A 22,439-nucleotide genomic window follows, 5' to 3' on the forward strand; every position below is an offset into this window, starting at 1 on the left:
TCGACGAGAGGCCGCTCAGGCGGCCCCGTGCAGCGAGTCGGCGAGGTGGGTGAAGTTGCGGACGAAGAGATCCACGTCGTCGTCGGTGTGCTGGACGGACGTCAACCACTGCTCGACCTTGCCCCACGGTGGGAGGAACGCCCCGCGGTTGTGCTGGACCAGCCAGTGGGCGTGCCCGTAGCGACCGTCCAGCGACCGGAAGTCACGGAAGTTCCGGATGCGGTCGGGCATGAAGGAGACGCACCCCTTCGCTCCGGCTGTCACCACGACCCAGGGCGCGCCGTGCCGGTCGATCACGGCCTGGAGGCCGTCACGCATGCGGACCCGCAGCCGGTCGAGGTGGGCGTACGCGTCGTCGGTCAGCACCTCGGTGAGCATCGCCCGGGCAGCGGCCATCGCCAGCGGGTTGCCGTTGAAGGTGCCGACCTGCTGGTAGTCGCCGCTCGCGACGAGCTCCATCACCTCGCCACCGCCGATCGCGGACGTCGACAGGCCGCCGCCCATCGCCTTGGCCACGCAGACCAGGTCGGAGGTCACCCCGAGCATCCCCGAGGCACCGCCCGGTCCCACGGTGAAGCCGGTCTTCACCTCGTCGAAGGTGAGCAGCGCGCCGTGCGCGTGCAGGAGGTCCTTGAGAGCCTGGAGGTATCCGTCGTCGGGGTAGATGATCCCGGCGTTCATCATGATCGGCTCGAGGATCATGCCGGCGATCTCGCCGGGGTACCGCGCGAGCGCGGCCTCGACGGCCGGCAGGTTGTTGGCGGGCACGATGACCGTGCCGTCGACGGTCGCGCGCAGGAGACCGGTGTTCTCCGGGATGCCGATCGGGGAGTCGACCGGGCCGAGGTCGCCGACGCTCTCGGGCTGGACGGAGACCATCACCGAGTCGTGGTGGCCGTGATAGCCACCCTCGAGCTTGAGGATCCGCTCGCGACCGGTGAAGGCGCGCATGAGGTGGACGGCGTCCATCGTCGACTCGGTGCCGGAGTTGCCGAAGCGCCACAGCGGCTGGTCGTAACGCTCGGCGAGGTTCTCCGCCACGACGATGGAGTCCTCGGTCGGCTGGGCGAAATGCGTGCCCAGGGCGACCCGCCGGCGTACCGCCTCGACGATCGCGGGGTGGTTGTGGCCGGCCAGCGAGACGCCGTACCCGCCGTGGAAGTCGGAATACTCGTTGCCGTCGACGTCGTACAGCTTGGAGCCGTTGCCGTGGCTCAACCACACGGCGTGCGGCTCTGCGACCTGCCAGCTCGAGGTGGCGCCTCCGGCGAGCACCGTCGCGCGCTCGGTCATGGCCTTGCTGCGGCGCTGACGGCCCCGGAAGGCAGTGGTCTCGTCCGCGATCAGGGAGTCGAGACGGGTGGACAGCTCGGGTGCGATCTCGGTCGCGGTCATCGGGGCTCCTGCCCGGTCGCGCATGATTGACTGACTGTTCAGTCTAAACGACCGGACTCGGGAGCGGCAAGCGTGGCCGGCAGAGGTCGGTAGGTCGACGGGGCCGGATCGCATGCCTGGTCGAGACCTGCCGACCCTCGACATTCCCGGGGGAGACGGCCACAATGAGGCCATTGGCTGAACAGTCAGTTAGGGATAGGTCCTCGAGACACTCAGGCCGGCGGTGTTCGTCGACCGTGAAGAGGCTGAGATGAGCTTCGACCCGAACGACCCGGCACTACGTCGTCGGCGGCCGCGGCCGCAGCTGGCCCGACGAGATGTCCTGCGAGGAGGCCTCTGGCTCGCCGTGGGGGTGGGAGCCGCACCCCTTCTGGCCGCGTGCGGCAACGACCAGACCTCGGAGACGGCGAACAGCAGCGCTCCCTACCAGCTCGCGCGGCCCGACAAGCCGGTCACCCTGGCGATCAAGGACAGCAACCCTCCGATCGCGAACGGCCTCTCGCCGGAGGAGGGCGGGACCTTCAACATCCTCAACTACGCCGACTACATGGCGCCGGGGATCATGAAGGACTTCGGCAAGGAGCACAACGTCTCGGTGCAGGTGACGCCGTACAACAACTACGACGAGATGCTGGCGAAGATCCGGCAGCCCGGCGAGTCGTTCGACCTGGTGTTCCCGGGCCCGAGCGTGCTCAGCAAGATGGTCTTCGCAGACCTCCTCCAACCGCTGAACCACTCCTACGTGCCGCACCTGAAGAACGTGTGGCCGGAGTACCAGAACCCCTGGTACGACCAAGGCGCCCGGTACACGGCCCCCTACACCATCTACGGCACGGGCGTGATGTATCGCGCCGACCGGGTGAAGTCCGTCCCCGAGATGGGCTACGACCTGATCTGGGACAAGCAGTACGCCGGCAAGGTCTACGTGCTGGACGATCGGCAGGAAGCCATCGCCATGTCGCTGCTGCGCAACCACATCTCCGACGACATCAACACCTCCAACCCCGATGACGTGAAGCGGGCCACCGACAGCCTGATCGAGCTGATCGGCCTGGTGAACGTGAAGACCGACATCAATGCGTACTCCGAGGTCCCCGAGGGTACGGCCACGGTCCATCAGTGCTGGTCGGGCGACGTGATCGCCGGGCAGTACTACCTGCCGAAGAAGGAGACGCCCGAGGTCCTGGGCTACTGGAGGCCGGACGACACGGACTACGTCGTCGGCAGCGACAACATCGCCATCCCCAAGTCCGCGAAGAAACCGGTCCTGGCGCACATGCTGATCAACGACCTGCTCGACAACAAGATCGGGCTCCGGAACTTCGGCTGGAACGGCTACCAGCCGCCGCTGACGAAGCTGTCCGCGAAGTACCTGACCGACCAGGGCTACATACCCCAGAACCTCGCGAACTCCGTCGTGGTGCGCAGCGACTTCGACAAGGGCCACACCTTCTACGAGGTCAGCCCGAGCACCGAGGCGCTCTGGCAGACCAACTGGGCGAGGTTCAAGGCTGGTGCCTGACCCGGGGCCCAGCCAGGGGTCAGGTCACGACCGCGCGACGCGGCGGCTGTGGCCGGCCCTGGCCCTGCCGGGCACGTTGTGGCTGGTCGCGTTGTTCGTCGTGCCGTTCTACGCGGTGATGGCGATCGCGTTCAGCGGCCGCATCAACATCTTCAACGAGCCGCTCCCCGCATGGAACCCGCTCGACTGGGAGTCCTCGACCTTCACGACCGTCATCACCGACTCGTTCACCCCGTCCGGCGCGTACCACGAGGTGTGGGTCCGCACCGCGATCTACTCGTTCTGGGCCTTGGTCATCTGCGTGGCGATCGGCTACCCGGTCGCCTACTACACGGCGCGGCTGGCCGGGAAGCGCCGCGGGCTGATCCTGGCCCTCATCCTCGCGCCCTGGTGGATCAACTACATCACCCGCATGCTCGCCTGGGTCAACCTGCTGCAGGACGACGGCTACGTCAACAAGGCGCTCGGCCTGTTCGGCATCCCACCGCACTCCTGGCTGTCCGGGAGCTCGTTCACGGTCGTGTGGGCTCTCGCGTACGGCTACGTTCCCTACTTCATCATCCCGCTGTTCGCCTCGCTCGACCGCATCGACCAGCGGCTGCTGGAGGCATCGCGCGACCTCGGTGTCGGTGGGGTGCGGACGTTCCTGCACATCACGCTGCCCCTGTCGCGGATGGGTCTGATCACGGCGCTGGTGATCACCGCCCTGCCGATGGCTGGCGACTACTACACGAACACCATCGTGTCGGGATCGCCCAACACCAACATGGTCGGCAACCAGATCGAGCTGTTCCTGCTCGAGGGGCCACAGAAGAACATCGGCGCCGGCTTGGTGCTGCTGCTCTCGCTCGTGCTCATGTTCTTCATGTTCTACTACCTGGTCCTCACCCAGCGGGCGAGCAGGGAGGCGACCCGATGACCGTGCTCGAGCGGCCCGCCGTGGCCGAGGTGTCCGGCCCTATCCGCACCCGCGTGCGGCCGTGGCGCAATCCCTGGCGCAAGCCCTATGTGCTCGCGGCCATCACCTGGGTGTACATCCTCTGGTCCCTGGTGCCGGTGCTGGTCGCCATCCAGTTCTCGTTCAACGACGGCCGCTCCCGCAGCACCTGGCAGGGCTTCTCGCGGCAGTGGTACTGCTGCAACGAGGGCTCGGTCTTCGAGGACCCGAGCATGTTCCACTCGCTGCGCAACAGCCTCATCCTCGGCATCGCGACCGTGATCGTGGCGACTCCGCTCGGGGTCGCACTCGCCATGGGTCTGACGCGGTGGCGCTCGCGAGCGAGTGCGGTCGCCAACGGCATCTCCCTCGTCCCGCTGGTGACGCCCGAGATCGTCGTGGGCTCCGCGCTCTACCTCGTGGTGGTCAACCTCTACCAGTTCGTGCCGCTGGGGCGGCCGGCCATGTTGCTCGGGCACGTGACCTTCACCGTCTCCTACGTCCTGGTCATCGTGAGATCGCGGCTGTTGAGCATCGGCGGGGAGTACGAAGAGGCCGCGCGTGACCTGGGGGCGAACTCGCTGCAAGCCATCCGCACGATCCTGTTGCCGCTGCTGATGCCTGCGGTCTTCGCGTCGGCGATGATCGTGTTCGCGACCTCGCTCGACGACTTCGTGGTCAGCCAGTTCCTGTTCGGCAGCGCCGAGAACGAGACCGTGCCGATCCTGCTCTACAACGCGGTGCGCGCCGCCCCGACCCCCGCGCTCAACGCACTGGCGAGCATCCTCCTGGTGGGCTCGTTCCTCGCCCTGATCCTCGCCTACGTCGCGCTGCGCGCGAGACACCGCGGTGACGACGAGTCGGCGCTCGAGACGCTCGCCGACTGGGGCTGAACCAGGCTGCGATCAGCCGGTCTCGGCGTACGCGACGTGCTGGTCGGGCGACGCGGCCAGCACCCGCAGCGCCTGCGCCGGCAGGCACACCGTGACCGGCTGGCCGGTCGTGAAGGTCTCGTTGGCGGACGTGTTGGTGACGAGCGACTGCATGACGGCGCCGTGCGGGAGCCGGACGATCACCTGGGTGGTGGAGCCGAGGAAGACCGTCCGGTCGACCATGCCCGGCAGCCGGTTGGCGCCGGTGAGCCCGGCCTCGGTGAGCTCGACGCACTCCGGCCGGATGACCGCGCGACCGGGGCCGGCGTCGTGACCGGACGGCGCCTGCGCCTCGAGGGTGAACTCGCCGAACCGGACGGTGCGCGTCAGCCCGGTGCCGGAGTCGCAGTCGACGTCGAGCAGGTTGGCGACTCCGAGGAAGTCGGCGACGAACTCGGTGAGCGGTTCGCGGTACACCTCCTCCGGCGTCCCCTGCTGCATGATCCGGCCGCCGTCCATCACGACGAGCCGGTTCGACATCTCGAGAGCTTCCTCCTGATCGTGGGTCACGAACACGAAGGTGATGCCGATCTCGCGCTGCAGCCCGGTCAGCTCAGCGCGCAACGAGTGCCGGAGCTTGGCGTCGAGGGCGCCGAGGGGCTCGTCGAGGAGCAGCACGGCCGGCTCCAGGACCAGCGCCCTGGCCAGCGCCACCCGTTGCTGCTGGCCGCCCGAGAGCTGGTGCGGACGCCGCTTGCCGTACCCCGAGAGCTGGACGAGCTCGAGCGCCTTGGCCACCTGTGCGGCCTTGACCCGCTTGTCGAGGTCCTTGCGCCACCGCAGCCCGTAGGCCACGTTGTGCTCCACGTCGAGGTGCGGGAACAGCGCGTAGCTCTGGAAGACCGTGTTGACGGGCCGCTTGTGAGCGGGCGTCTGCGCCACGTCGACACCGTCGATGAAGATCTGGCCTGCGGTGGGCTGCTCGAAGCCGGCGAGCATGCGCAGCGTGGTCGTCTTGCCGCAGCCCGAGGGGCCCAGCAGGGTGAAGAACTCACCGGGCTTGATCTCGATGTCGATGCCGTCGACCGCGGTGACGCCCTCGAACTCCTTGCGGAGGCCGACGATGGAGATGGACCCGCCGGTGTGATGACTCCCTGGTTCGCCTCGGGCCATGCGCGGAAGTGTAGACAGCGCGGACGGCCTACGGAACCACATGACTGAATATTCAGTTAGCACCGTGACGCAAACACGCCGAGGCGTGGAGCGCGCACGTAGTCGTGCCCTAGAATTTCTCTGAATCCCCGTTCAGCGCCGGACGCATCATCGCGTCCGGGCATCGATATCGCCGGAGGAGGCGAGATGAGGACGACGATCCCACCTGCACCCCTCGACCCCGCACAGGTCGCGCTGGCGCTGGCGCCGTTCGGCGAGAGCCGGTTGCTGCCGCGCGATGCGTACGTGTCGGCCGAGGTACTGGAGTGGGAACGTCGATATCTGTTCGACGGCTGGATCTGCGTCGGGCGCTCCTCAGACATCCGTCCCACGGGGCTGCGTGCCGAGTCGGTCGGCGGATACGGCGTACTCCTCACACGTGACGGGGACGGCGTGCTCCGTGCCTTCGAGAACGCCTGCCGCCACCGTGGCCATGAGCTGCTGCCGTGCGGGGGCTCCGCGGAGTCGCCCAAAGCGATCGTGTGTCCTTACCACGCCTGGTCCTACCGGCACGACGGCAGCCTGATCGGCGCTCCGAACTTCAAGGACATCGACGAGCACTACGACCGGTCGACGCTCGGGTTGGTGCCGGTGCGGGTGCACGAGTGGCACGGCTGGGTCTTCGTCGACCGGACCGGCACGGCCTCGGACTTCGCCGAGCACGTCGGCGAGCTCGAGCGGATCGTCGCGCCGTACGACGCTGAGTCACTGGTGACCGCCGAGACGCACACCTACGACGTCGAGGCCAACTGGAAGGTGATCGTCGAGAACTACCAGGAGTGCTACCACTGCTCGATGATCCATCCGGAGCTCTGCCGGATCTCGCCGCCCAACAGCGGTGACAACTATGACGAGCGCACGGGCAACTGGGTCGGGGGCTGGATGGACCTGCGCGCGGGCATGGAGACGATGTCGCTCGACGGTCGCAGCGGCGGTCTGAGGATGGCGCGGCTCGACGAGCACGAGCAGTCGCACGTGATGTACGCCGCCGTGCTGCCCAACCTGCTGATCTCGCTGCACCCCGACTACGTGATGACGCACCTGCTGGTGCCGCTGACACCCGGGCGGACGCGGATCACCTGCTCGTGGGCCTTCCCGCGGCACGTCGTGGAGCAGGAGGACTTCAGCCCGGCGTACGCCGTCGACTTCTGGGACCTCACCAACCGTCAGGACTGGGCCGCCTGCGAAGGCGTCCAGCGCGGGCTGGCCACGCCCCACTACGAGGCCGGCCCCCTCGCCCCCGACGAGTCCGGCGTCTACCACTTCACCTCCACCATTGCGAAGGCCTACCAGGGCCGCTGATCGGCTTCTGGGTCCCGGTCATGTGCTTGTAACGCCCTGTTATCTGCACCGGTGCGCCTCCGCGCGGGCGCCCGGGCGTTGATAACAGGGCGTTACAAGCGACGGCGATGCGGGCGGGCAGGCGGCCGCCCAGGCCCGGGGGCGCTAGCGCTTCCGGGTGACGACATACGGCGCGAGGTCGCTGATGTCCGTACCGAACCGCGCCACCGTGTCGGCGTACTCACGGCGAAGCCGCTCCACCGCGCGAACCCGGCCCGGACCGAGATCGCGGTAGTGACGTGCGAGATCCCGAGCTTGAAGCCGGTGATGAAGTCGTCACGCTCTCGTTGCGCCCAGGCGACCTCGGTGGGATCGACCGAGGCCACGCCACCTTCGGCGACCGGGATGAACTTGACCTTCCCCTCCATCTCGAAGACGTGGCGACCGACGCGCACGTCGCAGTAGACGGTCCTGCCCTCCGCCCTGAGACCGAACTGGGTGAAGGGGTGTCCGATGCCCAGCGCCTCGATGAGCTCCCGCATGGCGGACTCGGCGAAGTTCTCGGCGCCGGGATCGGCCAGGTCGATGGAGCGCTCCACGTTCTTGACACCTCGCCAGTAGGCCATCTGGCGACGTACGGCGGTGAGGTCCTCGATGGTGACTCCTCGCCGCAGGACGTGGTCGCAGGCGGCAATGCCGGCGGTGAGGCCGCTGCCCCGAGCCAGGTCGCAGGCAGTGCGCGCCAGGCCCAGCACCGGAAGCCCGTCGACCGTCGTCGCCTGGCTCGGAAGGAAGACGGCCTTGTGATGGACGATGCCGGCCTTGCTCCTGTCGCCGAGGACACGCGGTCGTGTGACGTGGACTCCGGCCGACGAAGGGTCGGCCAACGGGATCCCCTGGATGAGAGCGGCAGACTCGTGGCTGAACCAGTGCTTGCGCTGGATCACCATGTGAGCGGCACGGACGGCGAGCAGGGGCCGACCGCGGTACACGTCCAAAGACTCCCAGTGGTCCGTGGCCACGAACACGCCGCGCCGGACGCGCCGCCACCCGCCCCGTCGTACCAGGCGCCCGATCTCGCGATCGTCCATGCCCAGCTTCCGCGCCTGGGTGTAGGTGATCAGCCCGTGCTGGTTTGCCATGAGGCCGACGATGCGAGGATCCATGGCCCGAGGTTGACCGGAGCCAGGCCCGGAGTGCCGGCCGTCGGACACGACCTGTGGACGCACACCACCGTGCGGCGGGGTGTGGACGGTCCGCGGGCCGTCGGCGCTTGTAACGCCCTGTTATCCGCGCGACCGCGCCCGCACGCAGGCGCCCGGGTGCCGATAACAGGGCGTTACAAGCAATTCGTCGCCGCGCCGCCCCCGCCGCCCGCCGGCAGCCCACCCATCCCAAGCCGAACCTCAGCTGGTCCAGGCCTGCCAGAGTGCGGCGTACTCACCGTCCTGGGCGACCAGCTCGTGGTGGGAGCCGAGCTCGACGATCCGCCCGTCGATGACGACCGCGATCCGGTCGGCGTCGTGCGCGGTGTGGAGGCGGTGGGCGATGGCGACGACGGTGCGGCCGTCGAGGAGGGCGTTCATCGAGCCCTCGAGCGTCCGAGCCGTGCGCGGGTCGATCAGCGAGGTCGCCTCGTCGAGCACCAGCGTGTGGGGGTCGGCGATGATCAGCCGCGCCAGCGCGATCTGCTGCGCCTGGGCGGGCGTGAGCGCCTGGTTGCCCGAGCCGATCACGGTGTCCAGCCCGCGAGGCAACCGCTCCACCCAGTCGCGCGACCCAACGGCCGAGAGTGCCGCCCACACGGCCTCGTCCGCGGAGTCCTCGCGCGCGAGCACGATGTTGTCGCGCACGGTGCCGACGAAGACGTGGTGCTCCTGGGTCACCAACGCGACCTCGGTGCGCAGCAGCTCCAGCGGCAGCGCGACCAGGTCGACCCCGCCGACCTTGACCGATCCGGTGCGCGGCCCGTTGATCCCAGAGAGCAGGCGGCCGAGCGTCGACTTCCCCGACCCCGACGGCCCGACGATCGCCAGCCGTTCGCCGACGCGCAGGTCCAACGACACCCCGTGGAGTACGTCGTGGCCCTCGCGGTAGGCGAACCGCAGGTCCTCACCCACCAGGTGCGGCCCGTCCGGCCGCTCCGGCCCGGCGACCCGGTCCTCCGGCACCTGCGCGATGCCGAGAAGCCGGCTCGTCGATGCGACACCGACCTGGAGCCGGTCCATCTCGCCGACCAGCCGGTCGAGCGGTCCGCTCAGCGACTCGACGTACAGCAGCGCCGCCGTGATCTGGCCGAGCGAGACCCAGCCGTTCGAGAAGCCCCACGCGCCCACCAGCAGCGTGACCACCCGCGGGCTGTTGAAGCAGATGTCGATCACGCAGAACAGCAGGTTGCGCAGCGTCATCGTGTACCGCTCGGCCTGCGCCGACACCGCGATGTCGTCGTCACCGGCGCCGACTCTCAGGTCGCGCAGCCCCAGCGCCTCGACGGTGCGCGCACCCTCGACGGTCTCGGTGAGCGTCGTGTTGATCCGGGAGTACGTCGATCCCTCGGTGATGTAGCCCTTCGGTGCGCGTTGGAGGTATCGGCGTACCTGGAAGCCCGAGAGCCCGATCAGAAGCAGCGACGGGATCGCCAGCACGATGCTGTTGAGCAGCATTGCGACGACCGACAGCCCGACCGTCAGCCCCGAGATGATCGCCTGCGGCAGGCCGAACTGCACCGACCGGCTCATCGTGCCGACGTCGCGGGTGACCCGGGTGACCAGGTCGCCGGTCGACGCGCCTTCGACCCGCCCGAGCGGCAGCCGGAGCACGGTCGAGACGATGTACTCGCGGGCCGACGAGAGCAGGTCCTGCCCGAAGATCGTCGAGATCCGCTGCGCCAGGAACGTCAGCAGCGCCTGGGAGCAGACCACGGCGACGATCAGCAGGGCCAGCCGGTTTAGATCGCCGCTCAGTCCCGGACCGCCGGCCCGCACGGCGTTGACCAGGTTGCCCAGCAGGCGCGGCACCACCAGCGCGGCCCCCGCGGCGAGTGCGTTGAGGGCGACCAGCCAGAAGACCTCGGACCTCCGCTCGCGCAGGAGCCCGCGGAAGAACGCCAGCACGACGTGGTTGTCCGCCACCGGCCAGCCACGCTCCGGGCTGCGCGAGGCGGCGTACGTCGCCAAGGCGCGTTGCTCGCGCATCAGGTGACGGCGACGCAGGGCGGACACCCGCTCGCGTCGGCCCGTGCCCCGCGGGGGTGGGATCAGCTCGACCGGCACGACCGGCTCGTGCGCGCCGTGCTCGCGCCAGGTCGCGGCCGAGCTGGCCAGCGGGTCGGACGCCAACGAGTCAGACACGAGTGTGCTCATGGCCAGACACCTCCTCCACCGGCGCGTCCATCGCCCGCGCGACGACACGGCGGTACGCCGGGCTGTCACGCAGCAGGTCCTCGTGGGTGCCGGCGACGGTCGCCCTGCCGCCCTCGAGCAGCACGACGCGGTCGGCGTGGTGCAGCCACAGCGGCGAGACCGTCGAGATCACGGTGGTCCTGCCGAGGCGGACGGCAGCGACGCGCTCCGCGATCCGCGCCTCGGTGTGCGCGTCGACCGCGGACGTCGGCTCGACCAGCACCAGGATCGGCGCCTCCACGGCGAGCGCCCGGGCCAGGACGACCCGCTGCCGCTGACCGCCGGACAGTCCCCGTCCGCGCTCGTCGAGCAGACCCTGCCAGCCGCCCGGCATCGCGTCGTACACGTCCTCTGCGTTGGCCACCCGGAGCGCGTGCTCGGCCTCCTGCCGGGTCAGCCGGCCGTGCGGGTCGATCGCGTCCTGCAGCGTCCCGGCGAACAGCTGACTGCCGGTGTCGCTGACCAGGATGTGGCGGCGTACGTCGTCCAGCGAGGCCTCGCCGAGGTCGACCCCGCCGAGCCGGACGCCCCACTCGCGGCTGGCCAGGTCCTCGTCCATCGCCGCGAGACGTGCCCGCTCGGCCAGGCGCTGCGCGCGGGCGCGACGTGCTGCCCGGCCCTTGATGCCCTCCTCGAGCACCTGGCTGACCGGTTCGGTGTCGGCCGGCAGGTAGCGCCCGAGTCGGTCGGCCAGAGCGGCCGTGTCCTCCGGCACGGCCGAGACGACGATCGTCAGCTCGCCGTCCCGGGCGATGAAGCCGCTCAGCTCGTCGTACAGGTCGGCCCGCTCGGGAAGCGGCGTGCTGGTCTCCAGGTCGGGCCACGGCGGCTGGTGCTCGAAGATCGCGATCGCCTTGCGTGCCGAGACCATGGCCCGGGTGACCTTCTGCGCGAGCTCGAAGAAGGTCTGGATCGGGTAGATCATGAACAGCGCGTAGCCGAGGAAGCTGATCAGCTGCCCGATGGAGAGTTCCCCGTCGATCACCTGATGGGTGCCCAGCCAGACCAGCAGCACGATGAAGACGCCGGAGAACAGCACGCCCACCGCCTCGATCCCCGCCTGCCAGATGCCGGCCGAGACGCCTGCCTGGCGGGCCAGCTGCGACTGGGTGTCGTAGTTACGGCCGAACGTCCGCTCGCCGCCGATCCCGCGCAGGATCCGCAGGCCGGCGACGATGTCGGTCGCCATCGAGGTGAGCTCGGAGTTCCGCCCACGCTCGATCTGCTGCCGGCGGTGCAGGGGCTTGAGCAACGGCAGTGCCGCACTCACCAGCACCGGGGCCGCGAGCAGGATGAGGATCCCGAGCTCGGGCGAGAGCGAGAGGACGATGAACGCGACGACCAGGTAGGCGACGACCTGTGAGGCCGCCCGGGCGATGATCTCGGTCAGGGCGCCGAACTCGTCGGAGTCGCTCGAGGCCACGCTGAGAACCTCGCCGGTCGGCGTACGGCGTGGCAGCACATGCCCCATCTGCACGACCTTGCGGGTGACCATCTTCATGGTCCCGTACAGGTTGATCAGCCAGCTGCGGACGACCAGCGTGTGCAGCAGGATCCCGAACGTCGCACCCACCACCGTGACCAGGAGCAGGAGCCCCGCCCAGAACAGGGTGCCACTGGTCGAGTGCGCGTCGATCCCGTCGTCGACGGCCTTGCCGAACAACAGCGGACCGACCGTCAGCGGCAGCTGCCAGAGCACGCCGAAGGCGGTGGCGAGCGCGATCACCTGCCATTGCTGCCTCAGGAACCACCGCAGGAAGGCCGCCGGGGTGCGCGTGTCCGGCGCGGGGCCCGGCTTCCGACCGGCCGCGCTGTAGAAAGTGGAAATCTCCGGAGGGAAGTCGCGCATGGCCCGAAAATCCTACGGCGCTCGAGGGCCCGGCCGCGAACCGTTTTGGGCGCTCCGAGCGGGCCGCCGTACGGTTCTGCACGCCCTGGGCACACCCCCTAGTCTGGCGCCATGCCCTACTACCGGAGTGTCGGTTCCGTCCCACCCAAGCGCCACACCCAGCACCGGGATCCCGAGGGCAAGCTCTACCACGAGGAGCTGATGGGGGAGGAAGGCTTCTCGTCGGACTCGTCGCTGCTCTACCACCGGGGCGTCCCGTCCGCGATCGTCGACTCGCAGGTCTGGGAGTTGCCCGACCAGTGCCGCACACCGAACCACCCGCTGAAGCCGCGCCATCTCAAGCTGCACGGGCTCTTCCCGGAAGCCGGACAGGGCGGCGCGTGCCCCGTGGAGGGGCGCCGGATGGTGCTCGGCAACAACGACGTACGGATCAACTACGTCGTCACCGGCACCGATGCGTCGCCGTACTACCGCAACGCGATCGGCGACGAGTGCGTGTACGTCGAGTCGGGCACCGGCGTGGTCGAGACGGTCTTCGGCGTCGTCCCCTACCGCACCCAGGACTACGTGCTGATCCCGCGCGCGACCACCCACCGGTGGGTGCCCAGCGAGCCGAGCCGGCTCTACGCGATCGAGGCCAACTCCCACATCGCCCCGCCCAAGCGCTACCTGTCGCGGTTCGGCCAGCTGCTCGAGCACGCGCCGTACTGCGAACGCGACCTGCACGGCCCGACCGAGACCTTCCTGGTCGACGATGCCGGCAGCACCGACGTCGAGGTCCTCGTCAAGCACCGGGTCGGCGGCCAGGTGGTCGGGTCGAGGCTGACCTACGACACCCACCCCTTCGACGTGGTCGGCTGGGACGGGTGCCTCTATCCGTACACGTTCAACCTCGAGGACTACATGCCGATCACCGGCAAGATCCACCAGCCACCGCCGGTGCACCAGGTCTTCGAGGGCTGGAACTTCGTGATCTGCAACTTCCTGCCGCGCAAGGTCGACTACCACCCGCTGTCGATTCCGGTGCCCTACTACCACTCGAACGTCGACAGCGACGAGGTGATGTTCTACGTGGGCGGCGACTACGAGGCGCGCAAGGGGTCCGGCATCGGGCTCGGCTCGATCTCGGTGCACCCGGGTGGCTACGCCCACGGCCCTCAGCCGAGTGCGATCGAGGCCTCGCTGGGTGCCGAGAAGTTCGAGGAGACCGCGGTCATGATCGACACCTTCGCGCCGCTCGACCTCGGCGAGGGAGGCGTGGCGGCCGAGGACCCGGCGTACGCCTGGAGCTGGGCGGGTCGGCACACCGGCGAAGGGGGCCGCGGCCACGACGGGGGACCCGCGGTCTTCTCCAACTCCTGACCCACCGACCCACGACGACTGATGCGATGACCTCGCCATGACAGAGATCCTCGAGCCCCGAGAGGTGCCGCTGGGCGGCCTGCGTGCGATGCCCGTACGTCGTACGCTCCCGCAACGGCAGCGCTCGCTGATCGGCGCCTGGTGCTTCCTCGACCACTACGGGCCCGACCGCGTCGACGAGACCGGCGGCATGGTCGTCTCGCCGCATCCGCACATCGGTCTGCAGACCGTGAGCTGGCTGTTCGGCGGCATCGTCGAGCACCGCGACAGCGCCGGCACGCACGCCCTGGTCAAGCCCGGTGAGCTCAACCTGATGACCGCCGGCCGCGGCATCTCGCACTCGGAGGTGTCGACGGACGAGGTGACCGTGCTGCACGGCGTCCAGCTCTGGGTCGCCCTCCCGGGGGGGCACCGGGACACCGAGCCGGCCTTCACCCACTACGCGCCGCCGGTCGTCCACGGCCCGGGCTGGGACGCGCAGGTCTTTCTCGGCTCGATGCTCGGCAGCGAGTCCCCGGTCGAGACCTTCAGCCCGCTTGTCGGCACCGAGATGATCCTCGACGGCGGCACGAAGCTCTCCCCGGAGACGGACACGGGCTTCGAGTACGGCGTGCTGGTCGACTTCGGGCTCGTCCACGTGAACGGCGAGGAGGTCAAGCAGCACCAGCTCGCCTACGTCGCGCCCGGCGAAGGACTCGAGATCGAGGCCGCCGACCTCTCCCATCTGCTGGTGATCGGCGGTCGTCCGCTCGGCGAGGAGATCGTGATGTGGTGGAACTTCGTCGGCCGCGACCACGACGAGGTCGTCGCGGCCCGCGGAGACTGGATGGCCCAGATCACCGACAACTACGGCACGATCCGGGACAGCTCGCAGATCTTCGACGGCCGCTTCGGGATCGTCACCGGCGACCACCTGCCACCGATCCCAGCGCCCGCCCTGCCCAACGCAAAACTCAAGCCCCGCCGGTGACAATCTCCGGGCGGGGACGTCGGGGCAGGTCACTTCTCTGAGCTCGATCAGGGTGTTGGATTTGTCGGTTCCGGCGGTCGCGGCGGAGCCGACCTATGCAGCGGTGCGGTAGGACCCGTTTCGCTCTCGAGAACCGATCCCAGCTCACCGCCTGTCGGCGTCCTGTCCGCACTCTCTGTCAGGATCGCGTCCATGGCCGGAGTGGTGGTGGGGGAGGACGGGGTCGCGCGGTGTCCGTGGGGGGACGGCGATCCCGTGATGCGCGGCTACCACGACGAGGAGTGGGGGCGTCCGGTCGAGGGGGAGGCGGCGTACCTGGAGCGGCTCACCTTGGAGGCGTTCCAGTCCGGCCTCTCCTGGCGGACGATCCTGCTCAAGCGGCCGGCGTTCCGGACCGCGTTCCACGACTTCGACGCCGAGCGCATCGCGGCGTACGACGAACAGGACGTCGACCGCCTCATGAACGACACGGGCATCGTCCGCAACCGGCGCAAGGTCGAGGCCGCGGTCACCAACGCCAGGGCCACGGTGGATCTGCGCGACCACGGGGGACTCGTCGCGCTCGTCGACGACCACCGTCCGGACTCCTGGACCTCACCGACCACGACCGACGACATCGTCCCCCGGACGGCGGAGTCGCTCGCACTGTCCAAATCCTTGAAGAAGGCCGGCTTCGTGTTCGTCGGGCCGACCACCATGCACGCGCTGATGGAGGCGATCGGGCTGGTCGACGACCACCTGGCCGGATGCCACCGGAGCGCAAACGTCAGCTGACGTATCAGGCACGCCGGTCGGCGCTCCTGAAGGGTGCGCGCCGGGTCGACGGGGGTCCGGCGCCATCCCTGTGGGGCGCTCGAGCGCACCACGCGACGGCCGCCGGCCCCACACCGGCGGCCGTCGCACGCAGAGAGCCCGGATAACCTCGCGGCATGGTGCGCGTCCATGCCTACGGCGACGACGCGCTGGGGGATCACGACGCGGTGGGGCTCGCCGAGGCGCTCGGCGGGCGCCGGGTGTCGATCTCCGAGGTGGTCGAGGCGGCGATCGCGCGCTCCGAGCGGGTCGCACCGAGGTTGAACGCCCTCGCGACCGAGCGCTTCGGGCAGGCTCGCGCCGAGGCGGCTGATCCCCCCGGTGGTTTCTTCGCGGGCATCCCGACGTTCGTCAAGGACAACTCCGACCTCGCCGGGCTGCCCACGCAGATGGGGACGGATGCCTTCGCCGCTCGTCCCGCGGGACGCGACGGCGACTTCGCCCGCATGTTCCGGGCCATGGGGGTGATCCCGCTCGGGAAGACCCAGCTGTCGGAGTACGGCTTCAACGCCTCGGCCGAGCACCCGCGGCTGGGTCCGGTCCGTTCGCCGTGGTCGACCGACCACACCGCCGGCGCGTCCTCGGCCGGGTCGTCGGCGCTGGTCGCGGCCGGCGTCGTACCGATGGCACATGCGAACGACGGCGGCGGCTCGATCCGCATCCCGGCCGCGGTGAACGGCCTCGTCGGTCTCAAGCCCACACGCGGTCGCGTGGCTCAGGACCGGATGTTCCGTCGGCTGCCGGTGCCGATCACTGCGGACGGCGTCGTCACCCGGTCGGTCCGCGACACCGCCGCGTTCCTCCGGGAGGCAGAACGCGTCTACCGCAACCTCCGCCTCGCACCTGTGGGGGACGTGACACATGCCTCGCGGGTACGTCGACGGGTCGCCGTCCTCACCGAGGGCATCGAGGTCCGTGCGACCCCCGAGGTCGAGGCCCTCACCCTGCGCACCGCCGAGCTGCTGGAGTCGCTCGGCCACCACGTCGAGCGGATCGAGCAGCCGGTGGCCGCCTCGTTCAAGGACGACTTCCTCCTCTACTGGGGCTCGTTGGCATCGGTCGCAGTGGCGACCGGGCGGATGGCGCACGGTTCGTCCTGGGACCGGTCGAGACTGGACGGGCTGACCCGCGGCCTGGACCGGTACGCCCGCCCGCGCCTCGCCCGGCTTCCGCTGGCGACCGCGCGGCTGCGGCGCAGCTGGATGCGTGCGCGCGAGCTGCACACGTCGTACGACGTCGTGCTGACGCCGACCCTGGCCCGCGAGACGCCGGTCATCGGCTGGCTCGACCCGAGCCAGGACTTCGACATCGTGCTGGATCGTCTGCTCAAATGGGTCGCCTGGACGCCCTGGCAGAACGCCACCGGCGCACCGGCGATCTCCCTGCCTCTCGCGACGACGTCGGCCGGGCTGCCGCTGGGCATGATGCTCGCCGCCGACCACGGCCGCGAGGCCATGCTCCTCGAGCTGGGCTTCGAGCTGGAGGAGGCACGGCCCTGGCCGCTGCTCCGCGACGCATGAGATCGACGAGACCTGGGTAGCGTCCCAGCATGCGCGCAGTCGTGTACTCGAAGCTCGGCGACTCCTCGGTGCTCGAGGTCGCCGAGCGTGACCTGCCCACGCCGCACTGGGGCGAGGTGCGGGTGCGGATGGCGGTCGCGGGCGTCAACCCGACCGACTGGAAGTTCCGCGCCGGCGCCACGGCCTCGGAGCTGCCCTTCGACGAGGTCGCGCCCGGCCAGGACGGCGCCGGGGTCGTCGACAAGGTGGGCAACGGCGTCTACGACCTCAAGGCCGGCGACCGCGTCTGGGTCTTCCTGGCCCAGCACGACCGACCCCTCGGCACCGCCACCGAGTACACCGTGCTGCCCCAGGCCCGCGTCGTACGCCTCGGGAGCGCGTCGTACGACGTCGGCGCCAGCCTGGGCGTGCCGGCGATGACCGCGCACCGCGCCCTGACGGTGCACGAGGACGGTCCGGACCGGCTCTCCCCGGAGTCACTCGAGGGGCGTGTCGTGCTGGTCACCGGCGGGGCAGGTGCCGTCGGCCACGCCGCGATCCAGCTGGCGGTCTGGGCGGGGGCGACGGTGATCTCCACGATCAGCAGCGACGAGAAGGCGGCACTCGCCACGGCGGCCGGCGCCCATCACGTGACCAACTACCGCACCGGTGAACCGGCCGCCGAGATCAAGGCGATCGCACCCGACGGCGTGGACCTCGTCGTCGACGTCGCGATCATCCAGAACGCCGACCTGGTCGCGCAGGTGCTCAAGCCGCGTGGTGCCGTCTCGGCGTACGCCAACACCGGCGGGACCGAGGTGACCCTTCCGGTGCGGCCTCTGATGGCGCTCAACGCCCGGCTTCAGTTCATCCTGCTCTACACCGTCGGCGAGGAGGCGCTGCTGGCGGCGGCCGACGACGTCGCGACGGCCGTCGCCGACGGGGCCCTGGAGGTCGGAGAGGACGCGGGACTCCCGCTGATCAGGTTCCCCTTGGAGGAGACCGCCGCCGCGCACGACGCGGTCGAGAACGGCGCGGTCGGCAAGGTCCTGATCGACGTCGCCGACCTCGACTGAGACGCCTCGCGAGGTGACTCTGAGCGGGCGTCACACGATTTCGGCATCGCCTCGCGCGCTGTGTATCCTTCTCGACCGTCCGCCCCTTTAGCTCAGACGGCAGAGCGACTCCATGGTAAGGAGTAGGTCTACGGTTCGATTCCGTAAAGGGGCTCTGAGGTGGGGCCCTGCACCAACCGGGGCGCCCTCCTGGTGGGGTAGCTCAGGTGGTTAGAGCACACGGCTCATAATCGTGGTGTCGCGGGTTCGAATCCCGCCCCCACTACCGCGGCGGCCGGCATCCCGGCGCCGACCAGCGACAGAAGGACCAACCGTGGCCAGCAAGACCAGCGACGTTCGCCCGAAGATCACGCTCGCCTGCACGGTGTGCAAGGAGCGCAACTACATCACGAAGAAGAACCGGCGCAACGACCCCGACCGCATGGAGCTGTCGAAGTTCTGCCCGCGCTGCCGCAAGCACACGCCGCACCGCGAGACACGCTGACCTTCACCGCAGCTCGCGCCCGCGCCCGTCCGGCCTGCCCGGGCGGGCGTGGTCGCGTTCTCGATAGGTTCTGAGACATGCCCATCGACCAGTCCCTCGTCGGACGGCGCTTCCCGCCGACGCCGCCGTACGCCGTGTCCGAGGACAAGATCCGGGCCTTCGTCGCGGCGACTGGGGGGACCTACGACGGCGGGCCGGCGCCGGCGACGTTCCCGATCGTGGTCGCGTTCCAGGCGATGAACGACTTCCTCGAAGCCGAGCAGGTCGACCTGTTCCGGATCGTGCACGGCGAGCAGCGGTTCAGCTACGAGCGCGCGATCGATCCCGGCGACGTGCTGACCGCCACCCTGACCGTGGCGAGCCTGCGGCAGATCGGCGGTGCCGACATCGTCGGCACCACCAGCGTGATCACCGACGAGGCCGGCGCGGAGGTCTGCACCGGCACGGCGACCATCGTCCACCGCGGGGAGGCCTGATGCGCACCGAGCTCGATACCCGGACGTTCCGGGTCACCCGCGAGGACCTCGTCGCCTACGCCGCGGCGAGCGGCGACCACAACCCGATCCACCAGGACGACGAGGTGGCTCGGTCGGTCGGGCTCCCGGGCGTCATCGCCCACGGCATGTTCACGATGGCGCTTGCCGCGCGGTACGTCGAGGAATGGGTCGGGCGACGGGGCGAGGTGCTGACGCTCGGAGCGAAGTTCACCAAGCCCGTCCCCGTGCCCCCCGAGGGAGCCGAGGTCGAGATCTCGGGCACGTGCGAGGACCAGGGGGACGATCGCGTGGTGGCCCTCACCGTGAGCTGCAACGGCGAGCAGGTGCTCGGTCGGTTCAAGGCCACGCTCCGTGCCTGAGCTGCTCGCGGACCACACGACGCTCCGGCTCGGCGGCCCTGCGAAGACCTGGGTGCGGGCGACCACCGCGGCCGACCTCGTCGACGCGGTACGTGCCTGCGACGAGGCCGGCGAGCCGGTGCTGGTGCTGGCCGGTGGCAGCAACGTCGTCGTCGCCGACGAGGGCTTCGACGGCACCGTGGTCGACGTGGCGACGACCGGGGTGACCGCCGACCACGAGGGTGACGACCCGACCTGCGGCGGTGTCGTGGTGACGGTGGCGGCGGGTGAGCCCTGGGAGCCGTTCGTCGCCCGTGCCGTTGACAACCACTGGGTCGGGATCGAGGCCCTCTCCGGCATCCCAGGCTCTCTCGGCGCCACCCCGATCCAGAACGTCGGTGCCTACGGCCAGGAGGTCGCGCAGACGCTGGCCTCGGTCCGCGTCTGGGACCGGAAGCTCCGCGGCGTACGCACCTTCGCCGCAGCCGACTGCGGCTTCGGCTACCGCACCAGCCGGTTCAAGGCCGACCCGGGACGCCACGTCGTCCTCCAGGTCACCTTCCAGTTCCGGCAGGGGGAGCTGGGCGCTCCGGTCACCTACGCCGAGCTGGCCCGCACGCTCGATGTCCAGCCGGGCGCGCGCGCCGCGATGTCCGACGTACGGCGGGCGGTGCTGGATCTGCGCAGCGCCAAGGGCATGGTCCTGGACGCCGCGGACCACGACACCTGGAGCGCCGGCTCGTTCTTCACCAACCCCGTCGTCGCCGCGCACGACGTACCGGAGGGTGCGCCGGCGTGGCCGCTGGACGACGGCGTGAAGACCAGCGCCGCCTGGCTGATCGAGCACGCCGGCTTCGGCAAGGGGTACGGCGAGGGCGCCGTGAGTCTGTCGACCAAGCACACCCTGGCGCTGACCAACCGGGGCGGTGCCACGACCGCGGAGCTGCTGGCCCTGGCCCGCGAGATCCGCGACGGCGTCGAGGAGAGGTTCGGCATCCGGCTCGTCAACGAGCCCGTGCTCGTCGGCTGCGAGCTCTGACTCTCCCCGCTCAGCCGTTCAGGCTGTTCGAGCTCGGGAACACCGGCGATGGATCCGAGTCGCCCACGCTGACCGCGAGCGCCACGACACCGATGATCGCGACCACGGCCAGCGCGAGCAGGACCGTGCCGATGATCCCCATGATCTTCCCGGCCTGGGCCCGGTCGCGTGCGCCGTACCTGCCCGGTGCGGCGTCGATCTCGCGCACCGCCTTCGCACCCACGATCCAGGCCGCCGGTGAGAGCAGCAGCGTCAGCCCGCCGCACAGCACCACGCCGACCAGGCCGACGATGCCGAGCACCATCGCGGTCGTCGCCGAGGGGTGGTCGGGGCGGGCTCCGGCGTACCCCGGCTGGTACGGCGTGCCATAGGGACTCGGCGGGGCGCCGTACTCGTGCGGCGGCTGGTACGGGTTGGGCGGTGGCGCGTACGGCTGGCCGGGCTGACCAGGCTGACCCCAGGACTGGCCCTGGCCGCCGCCGTACGGATTCTGCTGCTGGGAGCCGTACGGGTTCTGGGGCGGAGCGCCGTAGGGACCATGCTGGCCGAAGGGGTTGTACGGGGGTGGGACGGCGCCCGGGCCCGACGGCGAGTCGTACGACGGGGCGGACGGGGCAGGCGGGGAGCCAGGGGTGCCGTGGAGCGGCTGGGTCTGGTCGCCCATCGGGCTGCCCGGCTGATGCGTGGCCGGGTCGTCGGACCGGCTCCCGTCGGGCCCTGCCTCGGACGGGTCGTCCGCGCGCGGCTGGTCGCCGGCGGGCTGGTCCTTGGGCCGCCAGAGATCGTCGTCGCTCATGCGCTCATCGTCGCAGACATCACCGGCGTGGCGAGCCAGGTGGTGACGTCGTGCAGGAGGGCGGCCTTGGTGTCCTCGGGAGCGCACGAGGCTCGGATCGACATCGCGGCGAGCTCGGCGAGGGTCTCGTCGGAGAGCTCGTGGGCGGCGCGCATGGTCGCGTACTGAGCGGCGAGCCGCGAGCCGAACAGCAGCGGGTCGTCGGCGCCCAGCGCGACCGTTGCGCCGGCGGCGAGCAGGTCGGGGAGCGGCACCGACGTGAGGTCGGAGTAGACGCCGAGAGCGACGTTGGAGACCGGGCAGATCTCGAGCGCGATGCCGAGATCGACGATCCGGGCGAGCAGGCCGGGGTCCTCCACCGACCGGACTCCGTGGCCGATCCGCTGGGCATGCAGCGCCTCGACGCAGGTGCGCACCGACGACGGCCCGACCAGCTCCCCGCCGTGCGGGTCGAGCAGCAGCCCGGCGCGCTCGGCGATCGCGAAGGCCGGCGCGAACTCCGTGGTGACCCCGCGTCGCTCGTCGTTCGACAGCCCGAACCCCACGACCCCGCGCCCGGCGTACTGCGCGGCGAGGCGGGCCAGGGTGCGGGCGTCGAGCGGGTGGCGGGTGCGGTTGGCGGCGACGACCACCGCCATCCCGAGGCCGGTCGAAGCGGACGTCTCGCGTACGGCGTCCAGCACCAGCTCGGTGAACGCCGTGATGCCGCCGAAGCGCGCGCCGTAGCCGGACGGGTCGACCTGGATCTCCAGCCACCGCCCACCGTCGCGGGCGTCGTCCTCGGCGGCCTCGCGCACCAGCCGGCGTACGTCGTCCTCGGTGCGCAGCACCGACCGGGCCACGTCGTAGAGACGCTGGAACCGGAACCAGCCCTTCTCATCGGCCGCCGACAGCTGCGGCGGCCACTCGCTCACCAGCGACTCGGGCAGCTGGATGCCGTCGCGTTCGGCGAGCTCGAGCAGCGTCGCGTGCCGCATCGAGCCGGTGAAGTGCAGGTGCAGATGGGCCTTGGGCAAGCTCGCGAGCGACCGTCGCCGAGAGCCCGCCTCTCGCGCGTCGCGCTCGTTCTGGGTGTGGTCGGCGGGATCCTCCACGC

General features: G+C 70.1%; 20 protein-coding genes and 2 tRNA genes. 15 read left to right on the plus strand and 7 right to left on the minus strand.

Translation table 11 applies throughout. The features are described 5' to 3' along the window. Window positions 1-15 precede the first annotated feature (15 nt). Window positions 16-1,395 (minus strand): aspartate aminotransferase family protein, encoded by a 1,380-nt coding sequence (locus VGK78_RS01225; protein WP_331525429.1) that lies wholly within the window; start codon window positions 1,393-1,395, stop codon window positions 16-18. Between the two features lie 250 nt (window positions 1,396-1,645). Between VGK78_RS01225 and VGK78_RS01230 the strand changes: the two genes are divergently transcribed. Genes VGK78_RS01230 through VGK78_RS01240 form a run of 3 tightly spaced genes read left to right on the plus strand, consistent with a single transcriptional unit; the run spans window position 1,646 to window position 4,747 of the window. After that, a complete protein-coding gene (locus VGK78_RS01230) occupies window positions 1,646-2,917 on the plus strand; it encodes a spermidine/putrescine ABC transporter substrate-binding protein (protein WP_331525430.1) in 1,272 nt (423 codons plus the stop codon). Next, the gene (locus VGK78_RS01235) at window positions 2,910-3,836 is read left to right on the plus strand and encodes an ABC transporter permease (protein WP_331525431.1); all 927 of its coding nucleotides are present in this window, start codon (window positions 2,910-2,912) and stop codon (window positions 3,834-3,836) included. The genes VGK78_RS01230 and VGK78_RS01235 overlap by 8 nt, the downstream gene beginning before the upstream one ends. Continuing rightward, window positions 3,833-4,747 (plus strand): ABC transporter permease, encoded by a 915-nt coding sequence (locus VGK78_RS01240; protein WP_331525433.1) that lies wholly within the window; start codon window positions 3,833-3,835, stop codon window positions 4,745-4,747. Before VGK78_RS01235 ends, VGK78_RS01240 begins: the two co-directional genes overlap by 4 nt. A 12-nt stretch (window positions 4,748-4,759) precedes the next feature. Here the strand turns inward: VGK78_RS01240 and VGK78_RS01245 are convergent, their stop codons facing one another. Beyond that, entirely contained in the window at window positions 4,760-5,899 is a 1,140-nt protein-coding gene (locus tag VGK78_RS01245; protein WP_331525434.1) for an ABC transporter ATP-binding protein, read from the minus strand. A gap of 186 nt (window positions 5,900-6,085) precedes the next feature. Here VGK78_RS01245 and VGK78_RS01250 point away from each other — a divergent pair, with 186 nt between their 5' ends. Further along, the gene (locus VGK78_RS01250; protein ID WP_331525435.1) at window positions 6,086-7,240 is read left to right on the plus strand and encodes an aromatic ring-hydroxylating dioxygenase subunit alpha; all 1,155 of its coding nucleotides are present in this window, start codon (window positions 6,086-6,088) and stop codon (window positions 7,238-7,240) included. Window positions 7,241-7,332: 92 nt separating this feature from the next. Here the strand turns inward: VGK78_RS01250 and VGK78_RS01255 are convergent, their stop codons facing one another. The 3 genes from VGK78_RS01255 to VGK78_RS01265 form a co-directional block, all read right to left on the minus strand. Next, window positions 7,333-8,385, minus strand: coding sequence for a type IV toxin-antitoxin system AbiEi family antitoxin domain-containing protein (locus VGK78_RS01255; protein WP_331525436.1), 1,053 nt, complete (start codon window positions 8,383-8,385; stop codon window positions 7,333-7,335). A 240-nt stretch (window positions 8,386-8,625) separates the two neighbouring features. Beyond that, a complete protein-coding gene (locus VGK78_RS01260) occupies window positions 8,626-10,581 on the minus strand; it encodes an ABC transporter ATP-binding protein (RefSeq protein WP_331525437.1) in 1,956 nt (651 codons plus the stop codon). Then, window positions 10,562-12,469, minus strand: a complete 1,908-nt coding sequence (locus VGK78_RS01265; protein WP_331525438.1) for an ABC transporter ATP-binding protein — start codon at window positions 12,467-12,469, stop codon at window positions 10,562-10,564. The genes VGK78_RS01260 and VGK78_RS01265 overlap by 20 nt, the downstream gene beginning before the upstream one ends. 111 nt (window positions 12,470-12,580) lie before the next feature. Between VGK78_RS01265 and VGK78_RS01270 the strand changes: the two genes are divergently transcribed. The 11 genes from VGK78_RS01270 (at window position 12,581) to VGK78_RS01320 (ending at window position 20,547) form a co-directional block, all read left to right on the plus strand. After that, a complete protein-coding gene (locus VGK78_RS01270; protein WP_331525440.1) occupies window positions 12,581-13,831 on the plus strand; it encodes a homogentisate 1,2-dioxygenase in 1,251 nt (416 codons plus the stop codon). Window positions 13,832-13,868: 37 nt separating this feature from the next. Further along, entirely contained in the window at window positions 13,869-14,801 is a 933-nt protein-coding gene (locus tag VGK78_RS01275; protein ID WP_331525442.1) for a pirin family protein, read from the plus strand. Between the two features lie 192 nt (window positions 14,802-14,993). Next, a complete protein-coding gene (locus VGK78_RS01280; RefSeq protein WP_331525444.1) occupies window positions 14,994-15,575 on the plus strand; it encodes a DNA-3-methyladenine glycosylase I in 582 nt (193 codons plus the stop codon). 155 nt (window positions 15,576-15,730) lie between these two features. Continuing rightward, window positions 15,731-17,134 (plus strand): amidase, encoded by a 1,404-nt coding sequence (locus VGK78_RS01285; protein WP_331525446.1) that lies wholly within the window; start codon window positions 15,731-15,733, stop codon window positions 17,132-17,134. Window positions 17,135-17,163: 29 nt separating this feature from the next. Next, complete coding sequence (locus VGK78_RS01290; RefSeq protein ID WP_331525447.1) at window positions 17,164-18,189, plus strand: NADPH:quinone reductase; 1,026 nt, start codon at window positions 17,164-17,166, stop codon at window positions 18,187-18,189. Window positions 18,190-18,270: 81 nt separating this feature from the next. Next, a tRNA-Thr gene (locus VGK78_RS01295) sits at window positions 18,271-18,343 on the plus strand. 37 nt (window positions 18,344-18,380) lie between these two features. After that, window positions 18,381-18,454 (plus strand) — tRNA-Met (locus VGK78_RS01300). A gap of 48 nt (window positions 18,455-18,502) precedes the next feature. Then, window positions 18,503-18,673, plus strand: a complete 171-nt coding sequence (rpmG, locus tag VGK78_RS01305) for a 50S ribosomal protein L33 (RefSeq protein ID WP_331501141.1) — start codon at window positions 18,503-18,505, stop codon at window positions 18,671-18,673. A gap of 77 nt (window positions 18,674-18,750) precedes the next feature. Beyond that, window positions 18,751-19,149, plus strand: coding sequence for an FAS1-like dehydratase domain-containing protein (locus tag VGK78_RS01310; RefSeq protein WP_331525448.1), 399 nt, complete (start codon window positions 18,751-18,753; stop codon window positions 19,147-19,149). Continuing rightward, entirely contained in the window at window positions 19,149-19,529 is a 381-nt protein-coding gene (locus VGK78_RS01315; RefSeq protein ID WP_331525449.1) for a MaoC/PaaZ C-terminal domain-containing protein, read from the plus strand. Before VGK78_RS01310 ends, VGK78_RS01315 begins: the two co-directional genes overlap by 1 nt. After that, the gene (locus tag VGK78_RS01320) at window positions 19,522-20,547 is read left to right on the plus strand and encodes a UDP-N-acetylmuramate dehydrogenase (protein ID WP_331525450.1); all 1,026 of its coding nucleotides are present in this window, start codon (window positions 19,522-19,524) and stop codon (window positions 20,545-20,547) included. The genes VGK78_RS01315 and VGK78_RS01320 overlap by 8 nt, the downstream gene beginning before the upstream one ends. A gap of 10 nt (window positions 20,548-20,557) precedes the next feature. Here VGK78_RS01320 and VGK78_RS01325 read toward each other — a convergent pair whose 3' ends face one another. Next, entirely contained in the window at window positions 20,558-21,343 is a 786-nt protein-coding gene (locus VGK78_RS01325) for a DUF4190 domain-containing protein (RefSeq protein ID WP_331525451.1), read from the minus strand. Next, window positions 21,340-22,437 (minus strand): adenosine deaminase, encoded by a 1,098-nt coding sequence (locus VGK78_RS01330; RefSeq protein ID WP_414690615.1) that lies wholly within the window; start codon window positions 22,435-22,437, stop codon window positions 21,340-21,342. The genes VGK78_RS01325 and VGK78_RS01330 overlap by 4 nt, the downstream gene beginning before the upstream one ends. Window positions 22,438-22,439 lie beyond the last annotated feature (2 nt).

Origin of the sequence: Nocardioides sp., from assembly GCF_036503465.1 — a bacterium.
GTDB lineage: Bacteria > Actinomycetota > Actinomycetes > Propionibacteriales > Nocardioidaceae > Nocardioides.

Excerpts from the sequence above, each read along its gene's own strand:
- VGK78_RS01225 (WP_331525429.1), bottom strand. The coding sequence starts at position 1,395 with ATGACCGCGACCGAGATCGCACCCGAGCTGTCCACCCGTCTCGACTCC.
- VGK78_RS01240 (WP_331525433.1), top strand. The coding sequence starts at position 3,833 with ATGACCGTGCTCGAGCGGCCCGCCGTGGCCGAGGTGTCCGGCCCTATC.
- VGK78_RS01280 (WP_331525444.1), top strand. The coding sequence starts at position 14,994 with ATGGCCGGAGTGGTGGTGGGGGAGGACGGGGTCGCGCGGTGTCCGTGG.
- VGK78_RS01260 (WP_331525437.1), bottom strand. The coding sequence starts at position 10,581 with ATGAGCACACTCGTGTCTGACTCGTTGGCGTCCGACCCGCTGGCCAGC.
- VGK78_RS01310 (WP_331525448.1), top strand. The coding sequence starts at position 18,751 with ATGCCCATCGACCAGTCCCTCGTCGGACGGCGCTTCCCGCCGACGCCG.
- VGK78_RS01325 (WP_331525451.1), bottom strand. The coding sequence starts at position 21,343 with ATGAGCGACGACGATCTCTGGCGGCCCAAGGACCAGCCCGCCGGCGAC.
- VGK78_RS01265 (WP_331525438.1), bottom strand. The coding sequence starts at position 12,469 with ATGCGCGACTTCCCTCCGGAGATTTCCACTTTCTACAGCGCGGCCGGT.
- VGK78_RS01270 (WP_331525440.1), top strand. The coding sequence starts at position 12,581 with ATGCCCTACTACCGGAGTGTCGGTTCCGTCCCACCCAAGCGCCACACC.
- VGK78_RS01285 (WP_331525446.1), top strand. The coding sequence starts at position 15,731 with ATGGTGCGCGTCCATGCCTACGGCGACGACGCGCTGGGGGATCACGAC.
- VGK78_RS01245 (WP_331525434.1), bottom strand. The coding sequence starts at position 5,899 with ATGGCCCGAGGCGAACCAGGGAGTCATCACACCGGCGGGTCCATCTCC.
- VGK78_RS01255 (WP_331525436.1), bottom strand. The coding sequence starts at position 8,385 with ATGGATCCTCGCATCGTCGGCCTCATGGCAAACCAGCACGGGCTGATC.
- VGK78_RS01250 (WP_331525435.1), top strand. The coding sequence starts at position 6,086 with ATGAGGACGACGATCCCACCTGCACCCCTCGACCCCGCACAGGTCGCG.
- VGK78_RS01230 (WP_331525430.1), top strand. The coding sequence starts at position 1,646 with ATGAGCTTCGACCCGAACGACCCGGCACTACGTCGTCGGCGGCCGCGG.
- VGK78_RS01275 (WP_331525442.1), top strand. The coding sequence starts at position 13,869 with ATGACAGAGATCCTCGAGCCCCGAGAGGTGCCGCTGGGCGGCCTGCGT.
- VGK78_RS01290 (WP_331525447.1), top strand. The coding sequence starts at position 17,164 with ATGCGCGCAGTCGTGTACTCGAAGCTCGGCGACTCCTCGGTGCTCGAG.
- VGK78_RS01315 (WP_331525449.1), top strand. The coding sequence starts at position 19,149 with ATGCGCACCGAGCTCGATACCCGGACGTTCCGGGTCACCCGCGAGGAC.